This window comes from Paenarthrobacter sp. OM7, assembly GCF_029873575.1.
Classification (GTDB): domain Bacteria; phylum Actinomycetota; class Actinomycetes; order Actinomycetales; family Micrococcaceae; genus Arthrobacter.
The window spans coordinates 1,485,580-1,504,242 of the sequence record NZ_CP123579.1; the positions used below are offsets into that span (position 1 = coordinate 1,485,580).

Genomic DNA, 18,663 nt, shown 5'->3' on the forward strand with positions numbered 1-18,663 from the left:
TCCTGGACCACGTGGCGACTATGATCGTTGATAGAGGAACCCCGGGTTGCCCCGCGCAACCATGTCCGGTCCCGTGAATCGTCACTCGAAGAAGAGGTTCAAGTGTCTCCTGCACCAATGACCCAGCAGTATTCCACGATTTCGCCGTCGCTCGCCGTCGGCCTCGACGAACCCGACCGCAACCTTGCGCTTGAACTCGTCCGAGTCACCGAGGCCGCGGCAATTGCCGGTGGCCACTGGGTGGGATTCGGTGACAAGAATAAGGCAGACGGCGCCGCCGTCGATGCCATGCGTTCGTTCCTTCACACTGTCCACTTCAACGGCGTTGTGGTCATCGGTGAAGGCGAAAAAGATGAAGCCCCCATGCTGTTCAACGGCGAGCAGGTTGGTGACGGCACCGGCCCCGAGTGCGACGTCGCCGTCGACCCCATCGACGGAACCCGTCTGACCGCCCTCGGCATCAATAACGCCCTCGCAGTGCTGGCAGTTGCTGAGCGCGGATCCATGTTCGACCCCTCCGCCGTGTTCTACATGGAGAAGCTCGTTACCGGCCCAGAAGCCGCCGACATGGTGGACCTTCGCCTGCCCGTCAAGCAGAACCTGCACCTCATCGCCAAGGCCAAGGGCGTCAAGGTCAACCAGCTCAACGTCATGATCCTGGACCGCGACCGCCACCGCCCCCTTGTGGAAGAAATCCGCGAAGCCGGTGCACGCACCAAGTTCATCATGGACGGCGACGTCGCCGGCGCCATCGCCGCAGCCCGCTCCGGCACCGGTGTTGACGCCCTCATGGGTATCGGCGGAACCCCGGAAGGCATCGTCGCAGCCTGTGCCATCAAGTCGCTTGGTGGCGTCATCCAGGGCCGCTTGTGGCCAACGTCGGATGAAGAGAAGCAGAAAGCCATCGACGCCGGACACGACCTCGACCGCGTCCTGTCCACCAACGACCTCGTTACTTCGGACAACTGCTACTTCGCAGCCACCGGCATCACCGACGGCGACCTCCTCCACGGTGTGCGCTACCAGAAGGACCGCGTGATGACGCAGTCCATCGTGATGCGCTCCAAGTCCGGGACGGTCCGCTTTGTTGAGGCCGAGCACCACGCATCCAAGTGGGAGACGTACGCGCGCAAGCCGTAACTCCGCTTCTAACAGAAGGACGGCGAGCATCGCTCGGCGGCTATCTCCTCGTACCTCGTCGATTTGATGCCGCTTTCGCGATACTCGCTGTCCTTCTCTGTGTCCGGTGGCGGTACGGGTGGGTCGCGGGAAAAGGCCTAGCGGAGTTTGTCGCGGAGCTTTCTGGCCAGTTGGTAGGCACCGTAGCGGACTTTGTTGACCGGGAGGTCCCAGGTGCCGGGGTAGGAGACTTCGCGGCCGCCGAAGGATTTCTTGAACGCAGTGAACCCGGCCCACTTGTGGTCCGGCTGGTCCTCGGGCGCCACGCCCCAGAGATCCACGTGCTTCAAGCCCTTTTCCTTGGCGTCAGCCATGAGCGTCACCAGGAGGGGGATGCCCGCGCTGAGCTTGCGGTGTGTGTCGTCCAAGGCCGCGTGGGCGTAGACGCGGGTGTCAGCGGAGTCGTAAGCGAAGGCAGCAGCGATGGGTTCGCCCTCCAGCTCCGCAATGAACAGTGTTCCGGCGCCGTGGGGCAGCAGGGAAGCGGCTACTTGGGTGAGGTACTCGTCGCTTTGTGGCTTGAAGCCGTTCCGGGCAGCTGTCAGGTGGAGGAAGTGCAGGAGAATCCTGATGTCTGCAGGATCTTGGGAAGCGCGGAAGGTCACGCCCTTTTTGTGGATGTTCCGGTACAGGTTCCGGTTGGTCGGCTTCATGCCGGCCAGCACGTCCTTGAAGTCGCCGTCGAGGTCCACGATCCAGCTCAGCTCGGGCTGCTGGTTGACCGGAGCGGGACGCAAGCCGCGCGCGCGGAGGAGGGGGCCGGCGTCGGACGCTGTAAAACCGGCTGCTGCAGGTTCCATCCGGACGAAGACCGCATGCTCCTTTTTGGCCAGGGTTACCAAGGCCTCCGTGGCGGCGTCGAACGCTTCAACGGACTCTGCCACAGGACCGTAGGGGGCATAGATGACTTTGCCGGCGGGATTCTTTTCCTCAATGGCGAGGAAACTCCAGCCCGGGCCGGACTGTTCGTGGACTCGGCGGCCCAGTGAACGCTGCACAGCAGCCCACGCGGGAGTTTGCAGGAAAAACTCCATGGATCAGTTCCCCAGCCCTGTGGTGACGGCAAAGGCGATGCTGGTTTCCGTGGCTCCCTGGACAGGATGGACGTTCACGGGTGCCTCAAGGTCCGGAATAAACGCCGCCGCGCCGCGCTCGAGGCGGAGGTCGCTCTTGGGCGAGTCAAGCAGCACCGAACCGGAAACCACCACGACGACGGCAGGTCCGGTTTGCGCCAAGGGAACCGGCTCGGCACCCGGGCCAAGTTCAATGCGCTGCAACTGGAATTCCTTGAAGGGCGGCCGGTACAGCTCCTGCCCGAATTCGGTGCCACTGACCTGGACGCGCGGCACTCCGAGGGCTTCAAACCGGACCGTCTTCAGCAATTCCGGAACGTCCACATGCTTGGGGGTGAGCCCGCCCCGAAGCACGTTGTCGGAGGAAGCCATGACTTCAACGCCCAGCCCATGAAGATACGCGTGAATGTTTCCCGCAGGCAGGTAAACCACCTCGCCGGGCTCCAGAGTGAGGTGGTTGAGGAGAAGTGAGATGAGGACGCCGGGATCGCCGGGGAAGGCCTCGTTGATATCCAGCATTGCCGTCAGGGCTTCCCGGTGCGGCTCCAGCGGAGCTCCGGCGGACAGGACCGCCACTACCTCGTTGATGGCGTCGGAGATATCTCCGCCACCCTCGATAAGGCGGCTGAAAGCTGCCTTGAGCGCAGCGCGCTCGTCGGCCTGGGCGAGATCGGAGATGACGTCCTGGATGACTGCCGGTACGTCCACCGCCGCTGCATCGAGGACCTGCGCCAGGTGCTCAAAGATGCTCCGCGAATCAGCGGGGGAACGGAAACCACACAAGGCCCTGAACGGAGTGAGGGGAAAAACCATCTCAGGCTTGTGGTTGTTGTCGCGGTAGTTGCGATCCGCTGCGTCTGCGGGGATTCCGGCGGCGTTCTCCCGGGCAAAGCCTTCCTGGGCCTGTTCCAGGCTGGGGTGCACCTGCAGGGACAACGGCTGTTCCGCTGCCAGCAACTTGGTGAGGAACGGCAGCCGCGGTCCAAATTCGGCCAGGCTCTCCGAACCCAGGAACCGCCGCGGATCGGACTCGATCAAGGCGTTCAGGGGTTGGGTCACGCCGCTGGGGTGAAGGGCTGTGGAGGGGGAGTCCGGGTGGGCGCCGATCCACAGTTCGGCTTCGGGGCCACCTGATGCCGGCCGCCCCAGCAAGTCTGCGATCGCCGTCGTCGAACCCCACGCGTAGGGTCGCAAAACATTCTCAATCTGGTACACGAAAGAAGGTCCTTATCGTTGCGCTGGACGTGGGGTGGAGGGGATCTGCACGCCTACAGCGGTGCGCACTGTCCGTTGGTGGCTACGAGATCCCGGATGCCTTGCTCATCGCCCTGGGCCTTAAGGCCGTTCAGCAGTTCGATGGTGATGGGGGTGCCGTCCGGAGTGGTGGTCACCGGGGTGAAATCGGCCGACGGCGAGGGAAGCTGGCTTGCGGGGAGGCGCCCTGCAACCGGCCCGGCAGCCACGATGGTGCCGGCAGCAGCGCCGTTGGGCGATACGACGGCGTCATCGGCTTTGGGGGCGTTGGACGACGCCAGGACTTCCTGGACCTTGGAGTGGATGAGGTCGAAGTCGGGCACGGTGGAGAAGGACGCGTCGAAGTCCGGTGGGCCGATGGTGAGCCGCTTGACGGGCTGGTTCTTGGACTTCAGGGCGAGGTCCACGAAGCTGCCCAGCTGGTTGGAAGAAATATTGGAGTCAACAACCTTGGTGCCGGCGTTGGCGATGTCCTCGAACTTGGTCAGGAGGGTGGCCGGATCCAACTGCTTGAGCATGGCCTGCTGTACGCATTGCTGGCGGGCAATGCGGGCGTAGTCATCCACGAATTCGCGGGAGCGGCCGTACCAGAGGGCATGGAAACCATCCAGGTGCTGGTCACCGGCCGGGATCCAGCCGTCCGGCATGCCATGGATCCCATTGGCCTCATCAGTGACGGGACCACTGATGGGAACCCAGCCGCCGGCCTTGATGCGGATGCCGCCCATGGCGTCGATGAGTTTGGCAAAGCCATCCATGTCCACCAGGACGTAGGCCTGGACAGTGATTCCGAGCGTGCCGGAGACCGCCTCCAAGGTGGCCTGGGCGCCGGGATCGGCAACTCCGGGGTAGAGGTTCTGGTAGTTGTTGGTGACCTCGGTATTGACGGCATTGATGAGGCATTCGTCACCGCAGTTGTAGCCCTCAGGGTAGATCTCACGCATGGGTGAGCCCTCGCTGAACTGGGCGTTCTGAAGGTTGCGGGGGACGGAGATGATGGCGCTCTCGCCGGTCTTGGCATCGACACTGATGACGGAGAGGCTGTCCGGGCGGCGGCCCGTCCTGTCATCCCCGGCGTCGCCACCCATCATGAGGAAGTTGTAACGCCCGTCCACGGGATCGATGGCCGGGCCGGCGTTGAAAATACTGCCGATGGCGTTCCGGCTGACGTTCAGGACGTAGGCGATGTAACCCAGCGAGCCGCTGGCAAGCACTGTAGAGACTGCCAGGACCACGGCAATGATGGGTCGCATCCCCGGAGCCAGCAGGGCAGGCCTGATGATCCGCAGGGTGTTGAGGAACAGATAGGCCCATCCCAGAGCCAAAGCAACAAGGACCACGATGATGAAGAGTGAACCGATCGGATGGGTAAAAATACTGAGCAACACGGTGCGGTTCACCAACGCGATGAACAGGGTAACCAGCGCCAGTGCCCACACGGTGAGCGTGACGCGCAACGCCATCCGGCCAAGTTTTCGGTCTCCGGCAACAATCTGGGCGCTGCCGGGGATAAAGAGCGTGAGGAGCACCAGCACGAAGGCGCGTTTGGTCCGCACCGGGGCGCTGGCCCCGGACGGATAGCGGACGGGATCAGTCAGGGCGGAACCGGGCTGATTCGAAGTCTTGTGCATGGTAGTCAACCGCTGCCTTCCTAGCGGGAGCCCCGGTCTGAAGCGTTGGCAGGGGAGAAGACTTCCTCTACTTTGCGGCGCAGGTTTTCGCCCTTCTTGCTGGCGACGTCATTGAGCTCCTGGGCAAAATCGAGCAGATCTGCGCGGAGCTTCGCTGCGAGTTCGTCCGTTCCCGAGGCCAGCATCCGGACAGCCAGGAGTCCGGCATTGCGGGCCCCGGCAATGGACACCGTGGCCACCGGGACACCGGCAGGCATCTGGACGATGGACAGCAGGGAGTCCATGCCATCCAGGGTCTTCAGGGGCACGGGGACGCCGATCACAGGAAGCGGTGTCACCGAGGCCAGCATGCCGGGAAGATGGGCGGCGCCGCCCGCACCGGCGATGATGACCCGCAGTCCACGCTCGTGGGCAGTCTGGCCGTAACGGATCATTTCGGTGGGCATGCGGTGCGCAGAAACGACGTCCGCCTCAAAGGGGATACCGAATTCTGCCAGGGCGTCCGCTGCGGCTTCCATGACGGGCCAGTCCGAATCCGAACCCATCACTAGCCCTACCAGCGGGGCTGTTGCTTCTGACGTCATGCGGTCTCCTCAAGGGTGGTCTGCTCGGGCTTGCGGCCGTCGCGGATGATGTTGGCCACGACCGTGGCGCGCTGGCGGACAGAGTCGACGTCGGAGACCGAACTGCCTACGAGGTTCACGTGGCCGATCTTGCGGCCGGGACGAACGGACTTGCCATAGGAGTGGACCTTGGCTGCGGGCTCGTAGGCCAACGCAAGGGGGAAGGCCTTGAACAGGTCCTGGTTCTCGCCGCCGAGGAAATTCTTCATGACCACCACGGGGGCCAGCGCGTCGGTTGCGCCGAGCGGCAGGTCCAGCACAGCCCGAAGGTGCTGTTCGAACTGGCTGGTAATGGAGCCGTCCTGGGTCCAGTGCCCCGTATTGTGCGGGCGCATGGCAAGTTCGTTGATGAGGAAGCCTGCACCGACACCCGGGGTTTCAAACAGTTCTGCAGCCATGACGCCGGTGACGCCAAGCTCGTTGGCGATCCGCAACGCAGCTTCCTCGGCGGCAGCGGCCACCTCAACGGGGATGTTCTGGGCCGGTGCGATGACTTCGTCGCAGACACCGTCCACCTGAATGGTGTGGACCACGGGCCAGGCCCGCGATTCGCCGCCGGGGGTGCGGGCGACCAGTGCCGAGAGTTCGCGGCTGAAGTCCACCTTTGCCTCCGCAAGCAAGGGGCTCATGGCCTGGAACCAATCGGCGGTCTCCGCGGCGTCCTCTGCTGAGTGGACAATCCTGACGCCTTTGCCGTCGTAACCGCCGCGTGGTGTCTTCAGGACAACGGGCCAGCCGATGCGGTCGCCAAAAGCCACCAGCTCTTCAACGCTGTTGACCGCGGACCACTCTGGATTGGGAAGACCGAGGCGGTCGATCGCAGCCCGCATCACCAGCTTGTCCTGGGCATTGACCAGTGCGTCGGGGCCGGGCTGGACGTTGACGCCGGCATCCAGAAGGGCCCGCAAGTGTTCAGTGGGGACATGTTCGTGGTCGAACGTCAGCACGTCCAGGCCCTTGGAGAACTCAAGGAGAGCGTTCAGGTCCTTGTAGTCGCCGATCGGGGCTGTGGCCACCGCGGCAACAGCCGAAACGTCCTCACCCTCAGCCAAAACACGGAGTTCGAAGCCCAAGGCGGTAGCGGGCGGAGCCATCATTCGTGCGAGCTGGCCGCCGCCAACAACGCCAATTACTGGAAAAGTCACAAGGTTCAGCCTACCGAACCGGTGGCGTGATCACTGATTCTGCCGCCCTCGCGGCTGCTTTTTCCACAGCTCCGGCGGCATGAGGGCGCCAGTATCGGCGTTCTCACAGTCACCTCAAAGGCAGTGCGGGGAAATCGGGGCTAAAATGGACTTGGCCCATCGGCCCACCTTTTCAACGGCCATGGAGGGTCATGATCACCACACTTGCAGATCGCATCCGCGGACTCGCCTCGCTTTTTTGGCGCGAAGTAGCGAAGTTCGGCGCCGTCGGCGGTGTTGCTTTTGTCATTGACTCGGCCGTTTTCATCTGGCTGTTCTCCGGACCGATGCACGGCAGCGAAGTGTGGGCCAAGGCCATAGCAACCATCGTTGCAAGTGTTTTCTCGTGGGTCGCAAACCGTTTTTGGACATTCCGCCACCGCAAGCAGGCGAATGTGGTCCGTGAGGCCGTGTTGTTCGCCATCATGAACCTGGTGGGGCTCCTGATCGCATCCGGTTGCGTGTGGTTCGCCAAGTACATCCTGGACCTGAACGACAAGCCCTCACTGTTCATCGCCGGCAGTGTGGTGGGCCTTGTCCTGGGCACCATCTTCCGCTTCTTTGCCTACCGTTTTTGGGTGTTCAACGAAGAACTGGATGCCGAGCCGGAGTTCTCGCATGACCACGAGATCATCGAACTCCACCACAAAGCCAAGAGCGAGGCCGGAGCTGCCAACCCCGGCACCGGCGAGTTGCCGTCCGTTAAGAACGGCTGACCCGCTCGTTCTCCAGCAGGTGCTCGGTCACCTCGAGGTCAGGGTGTACCAGCACTACAGAGCCGTCGCCGCGCCAGGCGCCCAGTGATGATGCCAGGCATTTCTCCAGGCCGTCTGTTGCGCGTACCAGCAGGCGGACGCCGGGTTCGTGGCCAGCGGCAAATTCCTTCATGAGGGCTTCGTGGGTGAGTTCCGAGGCACCCCGCACTGCGGGCAAATCCGGGGCGGGCTCGTTGTGCGCCATAAAGAAGTCGCCATGGGAGCGGACTTCCGCCGCGTAATCCACGACGCCGTATGGCAGCTCACCGGGCCAACGCATCGCAAGTGCTGCGAGCGGTACGGCCACCACTGCGTCGAAACCGGAACCGTCGCCGTCGTCGGGACTGTCGGTGACCAGGAGATCCGCCGAGGTGCGGTCAAAGACCACCTCCATGCCAAGCTGCCAAGCCGCCAACGCCCAGACGAAGGACTTCCAGTGCGCGGGAAGGTCCAGTCGGATGGTCATGCCGGGTTCCGCGTCCAGCTCGTCCTGCAGGAGGTTGCTGGTCTTGGCCACCCAGTTGTCCAGGACGCGGCCCGAAAGCTCCACCCGCTCGGAGTCAGGCCCGTACCACGTAAGCCGTGGTGAGGTTGAATGGCCGGATCGCAGGGCGGTCATCAGGTTCGCTGCCGGGATGCTCATGCGTCAATCTTGCCACGGTGGCCCCGCGCCGTCCCGGGGATTATCACCGGGATTGTGAATTGCGACACAGGACATTTTCTCCAGTCGGTGGGCGCCTCGCGTCGCAAGGCTTAATTTTCCGCGGAAATTCAATGAAAGTTCACGTAAATCGATCCGGGCCTCCCGTTTTCCGCAGCGACACGCAGCGGCACGGGCAAAATCTTGGGCGTGGCGCATCCCACGTTTCTGCGGATTCTTGATTATTATCCCGGCGCAGCTTGACTGACGGGTAGTTACACGCGTGTAATTAGTAATCAAACGCCGCTGCACAGATATCCGGAACGTCGCCGGGAATCGGAAACACATCCAAGCAGCAGCTGCAAAATCAGGAGGGACGCCATGGGGCAAGCGTTGCGTATCCAGGAAGATGCAGTCGTCGCAGAACATGCGTCGGTGAAATACCGTTCGCGGGAAGTACCGGGAGATTGGTACGTCGACCCAGCGGATCCGGAAGCGGCAGACCGCTACAACCAGAATGTGCAGGACTCTTTGGAGGATCAGGCAACTGCCCTCCTGGCTGCACATGAGGCGCTGATCGGCGATCTGCCTGCAGGGCCGGAAGAAGACTTGGACGACCCTCCCATGGAGGTGCGTCGTCCGCTGGAAACTCCGGGGCAGCCCGTATGGATCGGCCTGCCGGGCCAAGGCGACTTCGATGACGAAGGTGAACTTGGCTGGCAGACTGATGCACTGTGTGCTCAAACCGATCCGGAAGCTTTCTTCCCGGAAAAGGGTGGTTCCACCAGGGACGCCAAGAAAGTCTGCGGGGCGTGCAACGTCCGTTCGCAGTGCTTGGAATATGCCCTCGCCAATGATGAGCGGTTCGGTATTTGGGGCGGACTCTCCGAACGGGAGCGTCGTCGGCTAAGGAAGCGAGCGGTCTAATTCTCAAGGAAGTTCACGTTACCGCCGTTGTGGTCTCCCACAACGGCGGCAACTATCTCCCCAGGACACTGGCGGCATTGTCGGACCAAACGCGTCCGGCAGATGCCGCCATTGGCGTTGATACAGGTTCCACGGACAATTCGCTGGATATGCTTCGCGAAGCTTTCGGCCAAGGCAATGTCACCACCTTCCAGCAGGCGAAATCCGGTTTTGGCGCAGCCGTTCAGGCAGGCCTCCACGAGCTGGCGCATGACCAGGATGCCACTGGCGATGACCATGGAAACCGCGCCGGCTCTGTTGACTGGATCTGGCTCCTTCACGACGACGCCGCTCCGGCACCCGATGCCTTGGCGGAACTTCTGCACGCCGTGGAACGGGCCCCATCGGTGACAGTGGCCGGTTGCAAGCAGCTCGGTTGGGACAATGAGCGGCACCTGGTGGACGTAGGACTCTCCACGAGCCGCTGGGCCGAACGCCTGACCCTGATCGATGCGGACGAAGTAGACCAGGGGCAATACGATGCCCGCACGGACACCTTCGCCGTTAATTCTGCCGGGATGCTGATCCGCCGCGACGTCTGGGAGTTGCTGCAGGGCTTTGATCCCGCGCTGCCTGGCAGCGGCGACGACGTGGACTTCTGCTGGCGGAACTGGCTGGCCGGCAATCGCGTGGTGGTGGTTCCCAGCGCCAGGATGTTCCACGTGGAGCACCGTCCCCATGGGTTGGGCACCTCCTCAGCCGCGCGCAAAGCCCAAATTCATCTGCGGCTCAAGCACGCTCCCTGGTGGAAGGTTCCGTTCCAGGCCGCGGGAGCCCTGTTCGGTGCCATCGTTCGACTTATGCTGAGCATTCTGGTCAAGGAACCGGGATACGGCTTCTCGCAGTTCACGGCAACCGTTGCCGCCTTGGTCCGACCGGTCGCCATTGCGCGGGGCCGCCGGGTTGCCGCAAGCACACGCCGGGTGCACCGTTCGGTGGTCCGCGGCCTGCAAACATCAACCCGTGAAGTCCGATCCAACAGGCGGTCTTTGCTGGAGGCGATCCGCCCCAGTGACGACCCGTCCGCAGTTTCGGACCTTCTGGCTCCCGAACCCAGCGGAGATGCCGCTGACGACTTCGCATCCTTGGCAACGAACGAACGCGGTTGGGTGGGAACAGGCGCCGTCGCGGCGGCCCTGCTGGCCCTTGCCGCAGCGCTTGTTGGACTGCTTGGGCTGCTCCGCTCCGGCGTCGTGGCCGGTGGCGGCCTCATCCCGCTCTCTGCAACGCCTGGAGACATCTGGGCCAATGCCTCCACATGGTGGATCTCCCTCGGCGCAGGATTGCCGGGGCATGGGGATCCCTTTGGCTACGTGCTGTGGCTGCTGTCCCTCGTTGGCGGGGGAGACGGCAACTCGGCCATGGCTTGGCTGCTCATCCTGGCCATGCCGCTGTCCGCTGTCGGCGCATGGTTCGCAGCGGGCGCTTTGACCACCAAGCGTCGTTTCAGGACTGTTGCCGCCATGGCATGGTCTGCCGCCCCCGCCCTGCTTGTCGCGATCAATGAAGGCCGCGCAGGCGCCTTGGTTGCCCATGTGATGATGCCGCTGTTGCTGCTCGGGCTCCTTCGCGCCTCGGGATCTGCGATCGGCCACGTGAATTCACACCCCGTCTCTTCACTGAGCAGGCGGCCTGCTCCGATCCTCGGAAAGCCGGGCATCAACGGAACACCGTCCTGGACCGCTGCCGCGGCCGGCGGGCTGGTCATGGCCGTTGTGACTGCCTCGGCACCATCACTTTTGGGGCCGATCGTGGTTGCGGTGATCCTTGCGGCCGTCATCCTCGGGCAGCGCGGAAAGACGCTGTGGTGGTCACTCCTGCCCACAGTTGCTTTGTTCGTGCCTTACGGAATTTCCGTGTTGGACAGACCCCGTGCCCTGCTGGCTGATCCCGGACTGCCGTTGACCTTCGAAGCCGCGCCGTTTTGGCAGCAATTGCTCGGACAGCCGTTGGCATTCGACCTCGACGGCGGCCTGACCGGGCTGTCGTTCTTCGGTCCGGGCGCCGTGCCCTGGGCTTTGCTGCTGGCGCTGTTGGTCAGTGCGCCTGTCCTGGTTCTGGCAGTGACGGCGCTGTTCCTGCCCGGCAAGCGGACGGCCCTGGCGAGGGTGTTCTGGGTGGCCGCCCTGGCCACCTTGGCGAGTGGTTGGCTGGTGGGGCATGTAGCCACCGGCGTCAACAACAACGTCATCGTTGGACCTTTCACCGGCCCGGCGGTGTCAGCGGCCGGCATGTTGCTGCTCGGTGCTGCGGTCATTGGCGCAGACAAGCTCTTCTCCGCGCCCCGCCGGACGACCGATTCCAGTGGCCCCAGGCTGCCCATGCGGCGCGTGGCTTCCGGGCTGGTCCTCACGCTCCTCGTGGCCGGGCCCCTCGCGGGGATGGCCGCATGGGCAGGTCAGAACGTCCTTCAGCGTTCGCCCGCGCCCGGGTTGTCGACATCACCGAACGCGGCCGAACCGGCGTCGTCCCTGGGGGCTGAACGCCAGGTATGGCCGGTGGACTCCAGCACTTTGCCGGCCACCGCCGTCGATCGCGGACAGGGGCCGGAACGTACCCGCACGCTGGTCATTACCAGCGGTGAGCAGGGCGCGTTTACGTCCTCGTTGATGCGCGGCGCCGGCACCACCCTGGACAGCCTGTCCACCATCGCGTCGGCCCGTACCATCATCGGTGCACCGGGCCGCGAAGATATTGTGGACGACGACGCCGCCACTGCCTCGCTTCGGCGGGCAGTGGCCACCATTGTGGCCAGTAGTGGAGTGGACCCGCGCGCGGACCTGGAACAGTTGGGGGCCGGATTTGTGGTCCTGAAGGCTGCGGATAACGCAGCCCAGTTGACGGCGAGCAGGATCGACGCCGTCCCGGGCCTGGTTGCCGTTGGGCAGACCGACGCCGGATGGCTGTGGCGCGTCTCGCCCCGGAACCAGCCTGCCGCTACAGCTGCTGAAACCGCGCACCGCGTCAGGATCATTGATGCCGATGGCAAGACCATGGCCAATCTGCCCGCAGAGGAAGTGTCCGTGGACGCTGCCGTCCCTGCCGGTGGCGAGGGCCGCAAGCTTGTTCTTGCCGAACGATCCGATCCCGGCTGGACGGCCTCGATGGATGGAAAGCAGCTCAAGACTGCCACGTCCGGATGGTCGCAGGCCTTTGAGCTCCCGGCCAACGGCGGGGAGTTGGAAGTCCGTTATACCAACCCCTGGGCTTTGTGGTTCGGCATAATGCAGGCCGTGGTGATCGGGCTGACGCTCCTGTTGGCAATACCGATGCCCGCACGGCGCACCCGAACCGGCATGTCGAGGGATGAAGTCTCCCTCCGTAAGGAGTACAGCAGTGTCTGAGGACCAGAAGCAGCCTGTCGACGAAAAACCGTCGCGCAGTTCCAGCAAGGGCTCGCGAAGTTCCAACCGGGGCGTCGTCACGGGTGTCCTCTCCGCAGTGGCCATCCTGGCCGCCGGTGGTGGAGCTGTTGCGGCGACGTCGATGATGCCCGAACCATCCGGCGGGACCACCATGGACATCCGGCAAGCCGATGTTCCCGCAGGCCGCGCATTGGGTGTGTGCCCGGAACCCGCGAGGCTGGTCAATGGAACGGTGGTGGGAACTGATGCAGACTTCAGCCCTGTCTCCACTACCGCCGTCAGCGCCCTCAACGCAGTGGTGCTGAGTAATCCGGCCGGTACGGTCCCTGGAAGCAAGGTGACGTCGCTGGAAGGTGACGCAGTTGCTGAGATCGCCAAAGCGCCGGCCAGTACTCCCACGCCAACGGCCGGACCTCCAGTGTTGTCTGCCGGTGTGGCCTCGATTTCCCCGGTGACGGCTCCGGCCGTAGTGGGAGCGGATCCCTTGGGGAATGAGCAGGCCTCCCTTGCTGCCAATCTCAGCTACGCCGCCACTGATGGAGATCTTCGCGGCCTGGCGTCAGCCCAATGCCAATCACCGGGAAACGACGCCTGGCTGCTGGGGGCCAACACGGCAGTGGGCCGTACGGCAGTCCTTAACCTGAGCAACGCTTCGGAGACTCCGGCCACGGTGAACCTGGACCTGTTTGGGGAGAAGGGCCAGATCCAGGCGCCGGGGGCACGCGGACTCCTGGTAGCTCCCGGAACCACCCGCTCGGTGAACCTCGCAGGCTTGGCCCCCAGCGAAAGCGAACTCGCCGTCCACGTTCGCAGCACGGGCGGCCCGGTAGCTGCGACCGTTCAGCAAAGTGTTTTGCGCGGCCTCGCTCCCGGCGGCGTCGAGTACCTTTCGCCGGGCTCAGGGGCATCGAGCCTGCAGGTCATGTCCGGCGTCGATATCCAGGATCCGGCGGCCACAAAGGCACTCGCCACCAAGCCCGGCTTCGCCGACGCAGCACCCGCCCTGCAGATCGCCGTTCCCGGCTCCACCGATGCCGTAGTGCAGGTCAGCCTGTACGGGGCCAACGGCGAACGCAAGATTCCAAGCGGCGGAGTGGTGACGGTCAAAGGCGGAACCGTAGCCACCATGAACCTGGAAGGCATCCCTGCCGGCACCTACACCGTCAGGGCAAGCTCAGACGTTGCCTTCGTGGCCTCGGCCCGGGTTACGCGGGGAGCCAAAGCGGAGGAAGCCACTGACTTCGCGTGGTCTCCCTCGTCGGCCCGTCTCGGCAGCCAGCACCTCGTAGCTATTCCACGCAACGGGCAGCGGTACCTTAGTTTCGGTGTCCCCGAGGGGCGGGGCACGGTCACCTATGCCCCGGTCACCGCAGACGGCGCGGTGGGAAAATCCGTAGACGTTGACCTGTCCGGCGGCACCACCTCGTTGATCGAACTTCCCTCAAAGTCGGGCGATTCAGTGGTAGCGGGGTATGTAGTTTCTGCCTCCGGTGACCCCATCTATGGCGCACTGGTCCTTGGCACGCAGGGCCGGCCGGACATCTCGGTAGCAGCCATCCAGGACGCAGCCGCGGGACTCGAAAAGGTCCCAGTGTCCGTGGGTTACTAGCGGGGCGTTACTGATACCGGCGGCGGTATACGGGATCCAGCGTCTCCGGGGGCACGCCCAGCATTTCAGCGGTGTACTCCACCACGACGTCGTGCACCAGGTCCTGCAGTTCCTCGCGGGTGGTGCAACCTTGTTCAACTACCCTGCGGTACACCGTGATCATGGGGGCTTCGCCGCGACCACCGGGCGTATATGAGCCCAGGGGAGCGGGGCTACCCATGGCAACAAGCTGTTCGAGGTTGGGCGGGATCTCGTCCACGGCAAAAAGGACGCCGTCAAGCTGCTTGCCCCACATGTCCTGAAGTCGCTCTGCGGAGTCCAGCACCATGTCATCGAAGCGCTCTGCGCGGGTACGGAAGCCGGGAAGGCTGGGGAGCATCAGCTCCCCGCGCAGTCCCCGCCCATGCCGGTTGCGTCGACGCCGCCGGAAACCGCGCACACCCGAACCGGCGTGTTGCTTTGCCTGATCGCCATCGGCGTCAGTCCACCGGATGGTGAATCCGGGAACATGTGGCTGTGACTGCATATATCGACTTTAGTCCCGAGGAACCGCCAGCGCGACATCATTGCCTGCAGCGCGCCGGAGTTGCTGATGAGCCACCGGTTCCAGGGAGCCACGGGCAGACAATGCGCAACTCTGTTGCAAGTTGGCGCTAATCTGGGATGTTGTGGGTGCTATTCGTCAATGTTCAAGATCAGCCTGCCGCCAGTCGGCGGTGGCCACTTTGACGTACGTGTACGCCGAGTCGACCGCCGTCCTTGGTCCTTTGGCCACGTATGCCGAACCGCACGCCTATGATCTTTGCTCGCAGCACGCAGAGAGCCTGACGGTGCCGCGTGGCTGGGAAGTCCTGCGCCTGGCGATGCCTGCCACGCCGCCTGAGCCTGGGCCCGACGACCTCCTGGCCCTGGCCAACGCCGTCCGCGAGGCGGCGTCAGCGGCTCCCGAAACTCCTGCCCGGCACAGCCACGGGCAGATGGAGCCGCCGGCAGCGACCGAAGGAACCAGACGAGGCCACCTGCGCATCCTCCGCGAGCCGTCCTGACCCGGTTCGCTCTGGTGTCCTGTGTCTGCTTCGGACGCAATTCGTCGCCCTGCTCCAAACAGGCTGATCCCGCGCGGTAGTCTGGAATCTGCAGATAACATCCGCCACCTGCGCCATGACGGCGCCACCCAGGGAGCATCATTCATGCCAAAGGTCAGTCCTGAACTGTTGTCCATCCTGCGCTGCCCCGTGTCGGGTTCACCGCTGGTCCAGGAGGGTGAGGAACTGGTCTCCACCGCTGGAGACTCCACCGGGAAAAAGCTCCGCTACGCCATCGAGGACGGCATCCCGCTGCTCTTGCCGCCGGAGCTCCTCGCCGCGGCCCATGCAGCCACCTCCGGCCAGCACGATTCCAAGGCTTAACCCACACTTCTTCACCTATTCCGCACGGTACCCCTAAGGACTTCCATGACTTTCGACTTCAAAGTGGCTGACATCACCCTTGCGGAGGCTGGCCGCCACCAGATCCGCCTTGCCGAGCACGAGATGCCGGGCCTGATGTCCCTCCGCGCCGAATTCGGTGCTTCCCAGCCGCTCAAGGGGGCCCGGATTGCCGGCTCCCTGCACATGACCGTCCAGACGGCGGTCCTCATCGAGACCCTCACGGCCCTGGGTGCTGAGGTCCGTTGGGCTTCCTGCAACATCTTCTCCACCCAGGACGAAGCCGCTGCCGCCGTCGTGGTCGGTAAGGGAACCCCGGAAGATCCGCAGGGTGTTCCGGTCTTTGCCTGGAAGGGCGAAACGCTGGAGGAATACTGGTGGACTGCCGAGCAGATCCTCACTTGGCCCGGCGCCGACACCAACCCGGAGTTGGGCCCCAACATGATTCTCGACGACGGCGGCGACGCCACGCTGCTGCTGCACAAGGGCGTGGATTTCGAGGCCGCCGGCGCCGTTCCCACCGCCACCGAGGAGGACCCGGAAGAATACGTCCTCATCCTGGACCTCCTCCGCAGGACCCTGGCAGCTGATCCGCAGAAGTGGACCCGTCTTGCTGCACGCATCGAGGGTGTCACGGAAGAAACCACCACGGGCGTCCACCGCCTGTACCAGCTCGCCGAGCAGGGCAAGCTGCTGTTCCCGGCCATCAACGTCAACGACTCCGTTACCAAGAGCAAGTTCGACAACAAGTACGGCATCCGCCACTCCCTTCCTGACGGCATCAACCGTGCTACCGACGTCCTCATGGGCGGCAAAGTAGCTGTCGTCTGCGGCTATGGCGACGTCGGCAAGGGCGCTGCAGAGGCGCTGCGCGGCCAGGGTTCGCGCGTCATCGTGACCGAAATCGATCCCATTTGCGCCTTGCAGGCTGCCATGGATGGGTACCAGGTTGCGAAGCTGGAGACGGTCCTGGCCCAGGGTGACATCTTCATCACCACTACCGGCAACAAAGACGTCATCATGGCCGAGCACATGCTGGGCATGAAAAACAAGGCCATCGTTGGCAACATCGGCCACTTTGACAATGAGATCGACATCGCCGGGCTGGCGAAGATCCCGGGTGTCAGGAAAGTGGAGATCAAGCCCCAGGTCCACGAATGGGTGTTCGAAGAAGGTACGGATTCCGAGCGGTCCATCATCGTGCTGTCCGAGGGCCGCCTCCTCAACCTGGGCAACGCCACGGGACACCCGTCGTTCGTGATGAGCAACTCCTTCGCCAACCAGACCATCGCGCAGATTGAGCTCTGGACCAAGAAGGACCAGCCCGCCGGAGAACGCGAGTATGGGAAGCAGGTTTACGTGCTTCCGAAGATCCTGGACGAGAAGGTAGCGCGGCTCCACCTGGACGCCTTGGGTGTCGAGCTGACCGAACTCAGCAAGGACCAGGCCGAATACCTGGACCTGGACGTTGCTGGTCCTTACAAGCCGGAGCACTACCGCTACTAAAGCCGGCCAGCACTACCCAAATCGATGGCGAAAGGCCGGACACGCGAGCAGCGTGGCCGGCCTTTCGGCTAGGATTGGGTGTTCAGTATTGCTTGCCGGGGGACAGGAAGACGGAAAACATGACGGAAGTCGCCAAACGGAAGACGGGCAAGATCCTTGCCATCGCAGGGATCTGCGCCGCTATTGCCGTGGGCGGAATCGGTGTTGCTACCGTGCCCGGACTGCTGGCCGGCCCTCCGCAGGACGGCGGCCCTGCGGCGTCTCCCACGGCAACTGTGGAAGCAAAGCCCGTGGAGTTGGGAATCACCCCGCTGGACGGTGCCATCGAGTGGAACCCCGTGGTGGGCCCGCAGATCAAAGCAGTCAACGGCAAGGTCAAAGACGTCGTCCTGGCTCCGGTATCCGGCGGCGCGCCTGTCCAGGGCAAGACCAGCCCGGATGGAAGCACGTGGACTACCTCGGAAGTACTGAAGTTTAAAACCCAGTACAACTATTCCTTCACCGTGGTGGATACCGCCGGGAAGGAAACCAAGAAGACCCAAACCTTCACCACCGTTTCCGCAGCCTATGAGGCCGATGCTTCCATCTACCCCCGGAACGGAACCACGGCCGGGTCAGGCCAGCCCATCGAGATCAACTTCAGCGAGCCCGTGGTGGACAAGGCTGCCATGGAGAAGCGTGTGGCCATCACGGTGTCCTCCGGCCAGCCCGTGGCGTGGCATTGGTATTCGGACACGAAGGTGCGGATCCGTCCCGAAGCTTTCTGGGCTTCAGGGACCACCGTCACAGTGGACATGAAACTCCTGGGCGTCGACTTTGGCAACAAGATGATCGGCAACGCGGACGTGGTGTCCACGTTCACTACCGGTCCCCAGCGTGTGGCCGTAGTGGATGACAACACCAAGACCATGAACGTGTATTCGGACGGGCAGCTGGTGCACACTGCGCCCGTGTCGCTCGGCGGCGAAGACTGGCTGTCTCCTACCGGCTATGCCGTGATCATGGAGCAGGAACGCCACTCCAACTTCAACGCGGGGACCATTGGCTTAAAGCCGGGTGACAAGGGCTACTATCCACCGCTGGTAGTGGAGTACGCCAACCGGTTGACCTGGTCCGGCGTTTATGTCCATCAGGCCCTTGAAGCGGCCTGGAGCTCCATCGGGGTTGCCAACGTTTCGCATGGTTGCGTGGGACTGCTGCCCGCAGATGCTGCCTGGTTCTTCAACAACATGAAGACCGGCGACGTCGTGCAGATCCTCAACACCGGAGCCCCCGCAGTAGAGCCCCTGGAGGGCTTCGGCGACTGGAATATCCCTTGGGCGAGCTACGCCCAGCGCTAGCCCAGCGGTTACGATAGTGGCAGTGATTATTTCCTGCGCTCTTTGACCCACCTTTCCTGTGCTGACCACATGTTGGCCCTTCACTTTGTGCTGCCCTCCTCGGTGATTCCG

General features: G+C 63.6%; 16 protein-coding genes. 9 read left to right on the top strand and 7 right to left on the bottom strand.

Annotated features, from left to right (window positions below; translation table 11 throughout):
• Window positions 1-117: 117 nt before the first annotated feature.
• The gene (glpX, locus tag QEH68_RS06985) at window positions 118-1,140 is read left to right on the top strand and encodes a class II fructose-bisphosphatase (protein WP_017198677.1); all 1,023 of its coding nucleotides are present in this window, start codon (window positions 118-120) and stop codon (window positions 1,138-1,140) included.
• Between the two features lie 137 nt (window positions 1,141-1,277).
• On the opposite strand, the gene QEH68_RS06990 is transcribed toward glpX, so the two are convergent.
• The 5 genes from QEH68_RS06990 to QEH68_RS07010 are packed head-to-tail and all read right to left on the bottom strand — an operon-like array spanning window position 1,278 to window position 6,857.
• Window positions 1,278-2,213: a peptidoglycan bridge formation glycyltransferase FemA/FemB family protein gene (locus QEH68_RS06990; RefSeq protein WP_207596809.1), complete on the bottom strand. Its 936-nt coding sequence runs from the start codon at window positions 2,211-2,213 to the stop codon at window positions 1,278-1,280.
• 3 nt (window positions 2,214-2,216) lie between these two features.
• Window positions 2,217-3,467 carry a mannose-6-phosphate isomerase, class I gene (gene manA / locus QEH68_RS06995; RefSeq protein ID WP_280627513.1) on the bottom strand — a complete coding sequence of 417 codons (1,251 nt, stop codon included), beginning with the start codon at window positions 3,465-3,467 and terminating at the stop codon, window positions 2,217-2,219.
• Window positions 3,468-3,520: 53 nt separating this feature from the next.
• On the bottom strand, window positions 3,521-5,137 hold the full coding sequence (locus tag QEH68_RS07000) for an LCP family protein (protein WP_280627985.1): 1,617 nt from the start codon (window positions 5,135-5,137) through the stop codon (window positions 3,521-3,523).
• Between the two features lie 20 nt (window positions 5,138-5,157).
• Entirely contained in the window at window positions 5,158-5,721 is a 564-nt protein-coding gene (gene purE, locus QEH68_RS07005; RefSeq protein WP_089594181.1) for a 5-(carboxyamino)imidazole ribonucleotide mutase, read from the bottom strand.
• A complete protein-coding gene (locus QEH68_RS07010) occupies window positions 5,718-6,857 on the bottom strand; it encodes a 5-(carboxyamino)imidazole ribonucleotide synthase (protein ID WP_242703618.1) in 1,140 nt (379 codons plus the stop codon). Before QEH68_RS07010 ends, purE begins: the two co-directional genes overlap by 4 nt.
• Window positions 6,858-7,096: 239 nt before the next feature.
• On the opposite strand from QEH68_RS07010, the gene QEH68_RS07015 reads away from it, so the two are divergent.
• A complete protein-coding gene (locus tag QEH68_RS07015; RefSeq protein WP_207596812.1) occupies window positions 7,097-7,660 on the top strand; it encodes a GtrA family protein in 564 nt (187 codons plus the stop codon).
• On the opposite strand, the gene QEH68_RS07020 is transcribed toward QEH68_RS07015, so the two are convergent.
• A complete protein-coding gene (locus tag QEH68_RS07020) occupies window positions 7,647-8,342 on the bottom strand; it encodes a TIGR03089 family protein (RefSeq protein ID WP_280627514.1) in 696 nt (231 codons plus the stop codon). The two genes, QEH68_RS07015 and QEH68_RS07020, sit on opposite strands and share 14 nt — an antisense overlap.
• Before the next feature lie 378 nt (window positions 8,343-8,720).
• Here QEH68_RS07020 and QEH68_RS07025 point away from each other — a divergent pair, with 378 nt between their 5' ends.
• The 3 genes from QEH68_RS07025 to QEH68_RS07035 are packed head-to-tail and all read left to right on the top strand — an operon-like array spanning window position 8,721 to window position 14,279.
• A complete protein-coding gene (locus QEH68_RS07025) occupies window positions 8,721-9,266 on the top strand; it encodes a WhiB family transcriptional regulator (protein WP_081733423.1) in 546 nt (181 codons plus the stop codon).
• A gap of 29 nt (window positions 9,267-9,295) precedes the next feature.
• Entirely contained in the window at window positions 9,296-12,649 is a 3,354-nt protein-coding gene (locus QEH68_RS07030) for a glycosyltransferase family 2 protein (RefSeq protein ID WP_280627515.1), read from the top strand.
• The gene (locus QEH68_RS07035; protein ID WP_280627516.1) at window positions 12,642-14,279 is read left to right on the top strand and encodes a DUF5719 family protein; all 1,638 of its coding nucleotides are present in this window, start codon (window positions 12,642-12,644) and stop codon (window positions 14,277-14,279) included. The genes QEH68_RS07030 and QEH68_RS07035 overlap by 8 nt, the downstream gene beginning before the upstream one ends.
• Before the next feature lie 7 nt (window positions 14,280-14,286).
• On the opposite strand, the gene QEH68_RS07040 is transcribed toward QEH68_RS07035, so the two are convergent.
• Window positions 14,287-14,805 (bottom strand): metallopeptidase family protein, encoded by a 519-nt coding sequence (locus tag QEH68_RS07040; protein ID WP_207596816.1) that lies wholly within the window; start codon window positions 14,803-14,805, stop codon window positions 14,287-14,289.
• Window positions 14,806-14,947: 142 nt separating this feature from the next.
• Here QEH68_RS07040 and QEH68_RS07045 point away from each other — a divergent pair, with 142 nt between their 5' ends.
• The 4 genes from QEH68_RS07045 (at window position 14,948) to QEH68_RS07060 (ending at window position 18,552) form a co-directional block, all read left to right on the top strand.
• Window positions 14,948-15,325, top strand: a complete 378-nt coding sequence (locus QEH68_RS07045; RefSeq protein WP_280627517.1) for a DUF3499 domain-containing protein — start codon at window positions 14,948-14,950, stop codon at window positions 15,323-15,325.
• Between the two features lie 144 nt (window positions 15,326-15,469).
• A complete protein-coding gene (locus QEH68_RS07050; RefSeq protein WP_207596818.1) occupies window positions 15,470-15,688 on the top strand; it encodes a Trm112 family protein in 219 nt (72 codons plus the stop codon).
• Window positions 15,689-15,733: 45 nt separating this feature from the next.
• Window positions 15,734-17,212 (top strand): adenosylhomocysteinase, encoded by a 1,479-nt coding sequence (gene ahcY, locus QEH68_RS07055; RefSeq protein ID WP_207596819.1) that lies wholly within the window; start codon window positions 15,734-15,736, stop codon window positions 17,210-17,212.
• Between the two features lie 119 nt (window positions 17,213-17,331).
• The gene (locus QEH68_RS07060) at window positions 17,332-18,552 is read left to right on the top strand and encodes an Ig-like domain-containing protein (RefSeq protein ID WP_280627518.1); all 1,221 of its coding nucleotides are present in this window, start codon (window positions 17,332-17,334) and stop codon (window positions 18,550-18,552) included.
• Window positions 18,553-18,663: the final 111 nt, after the last annotated feature.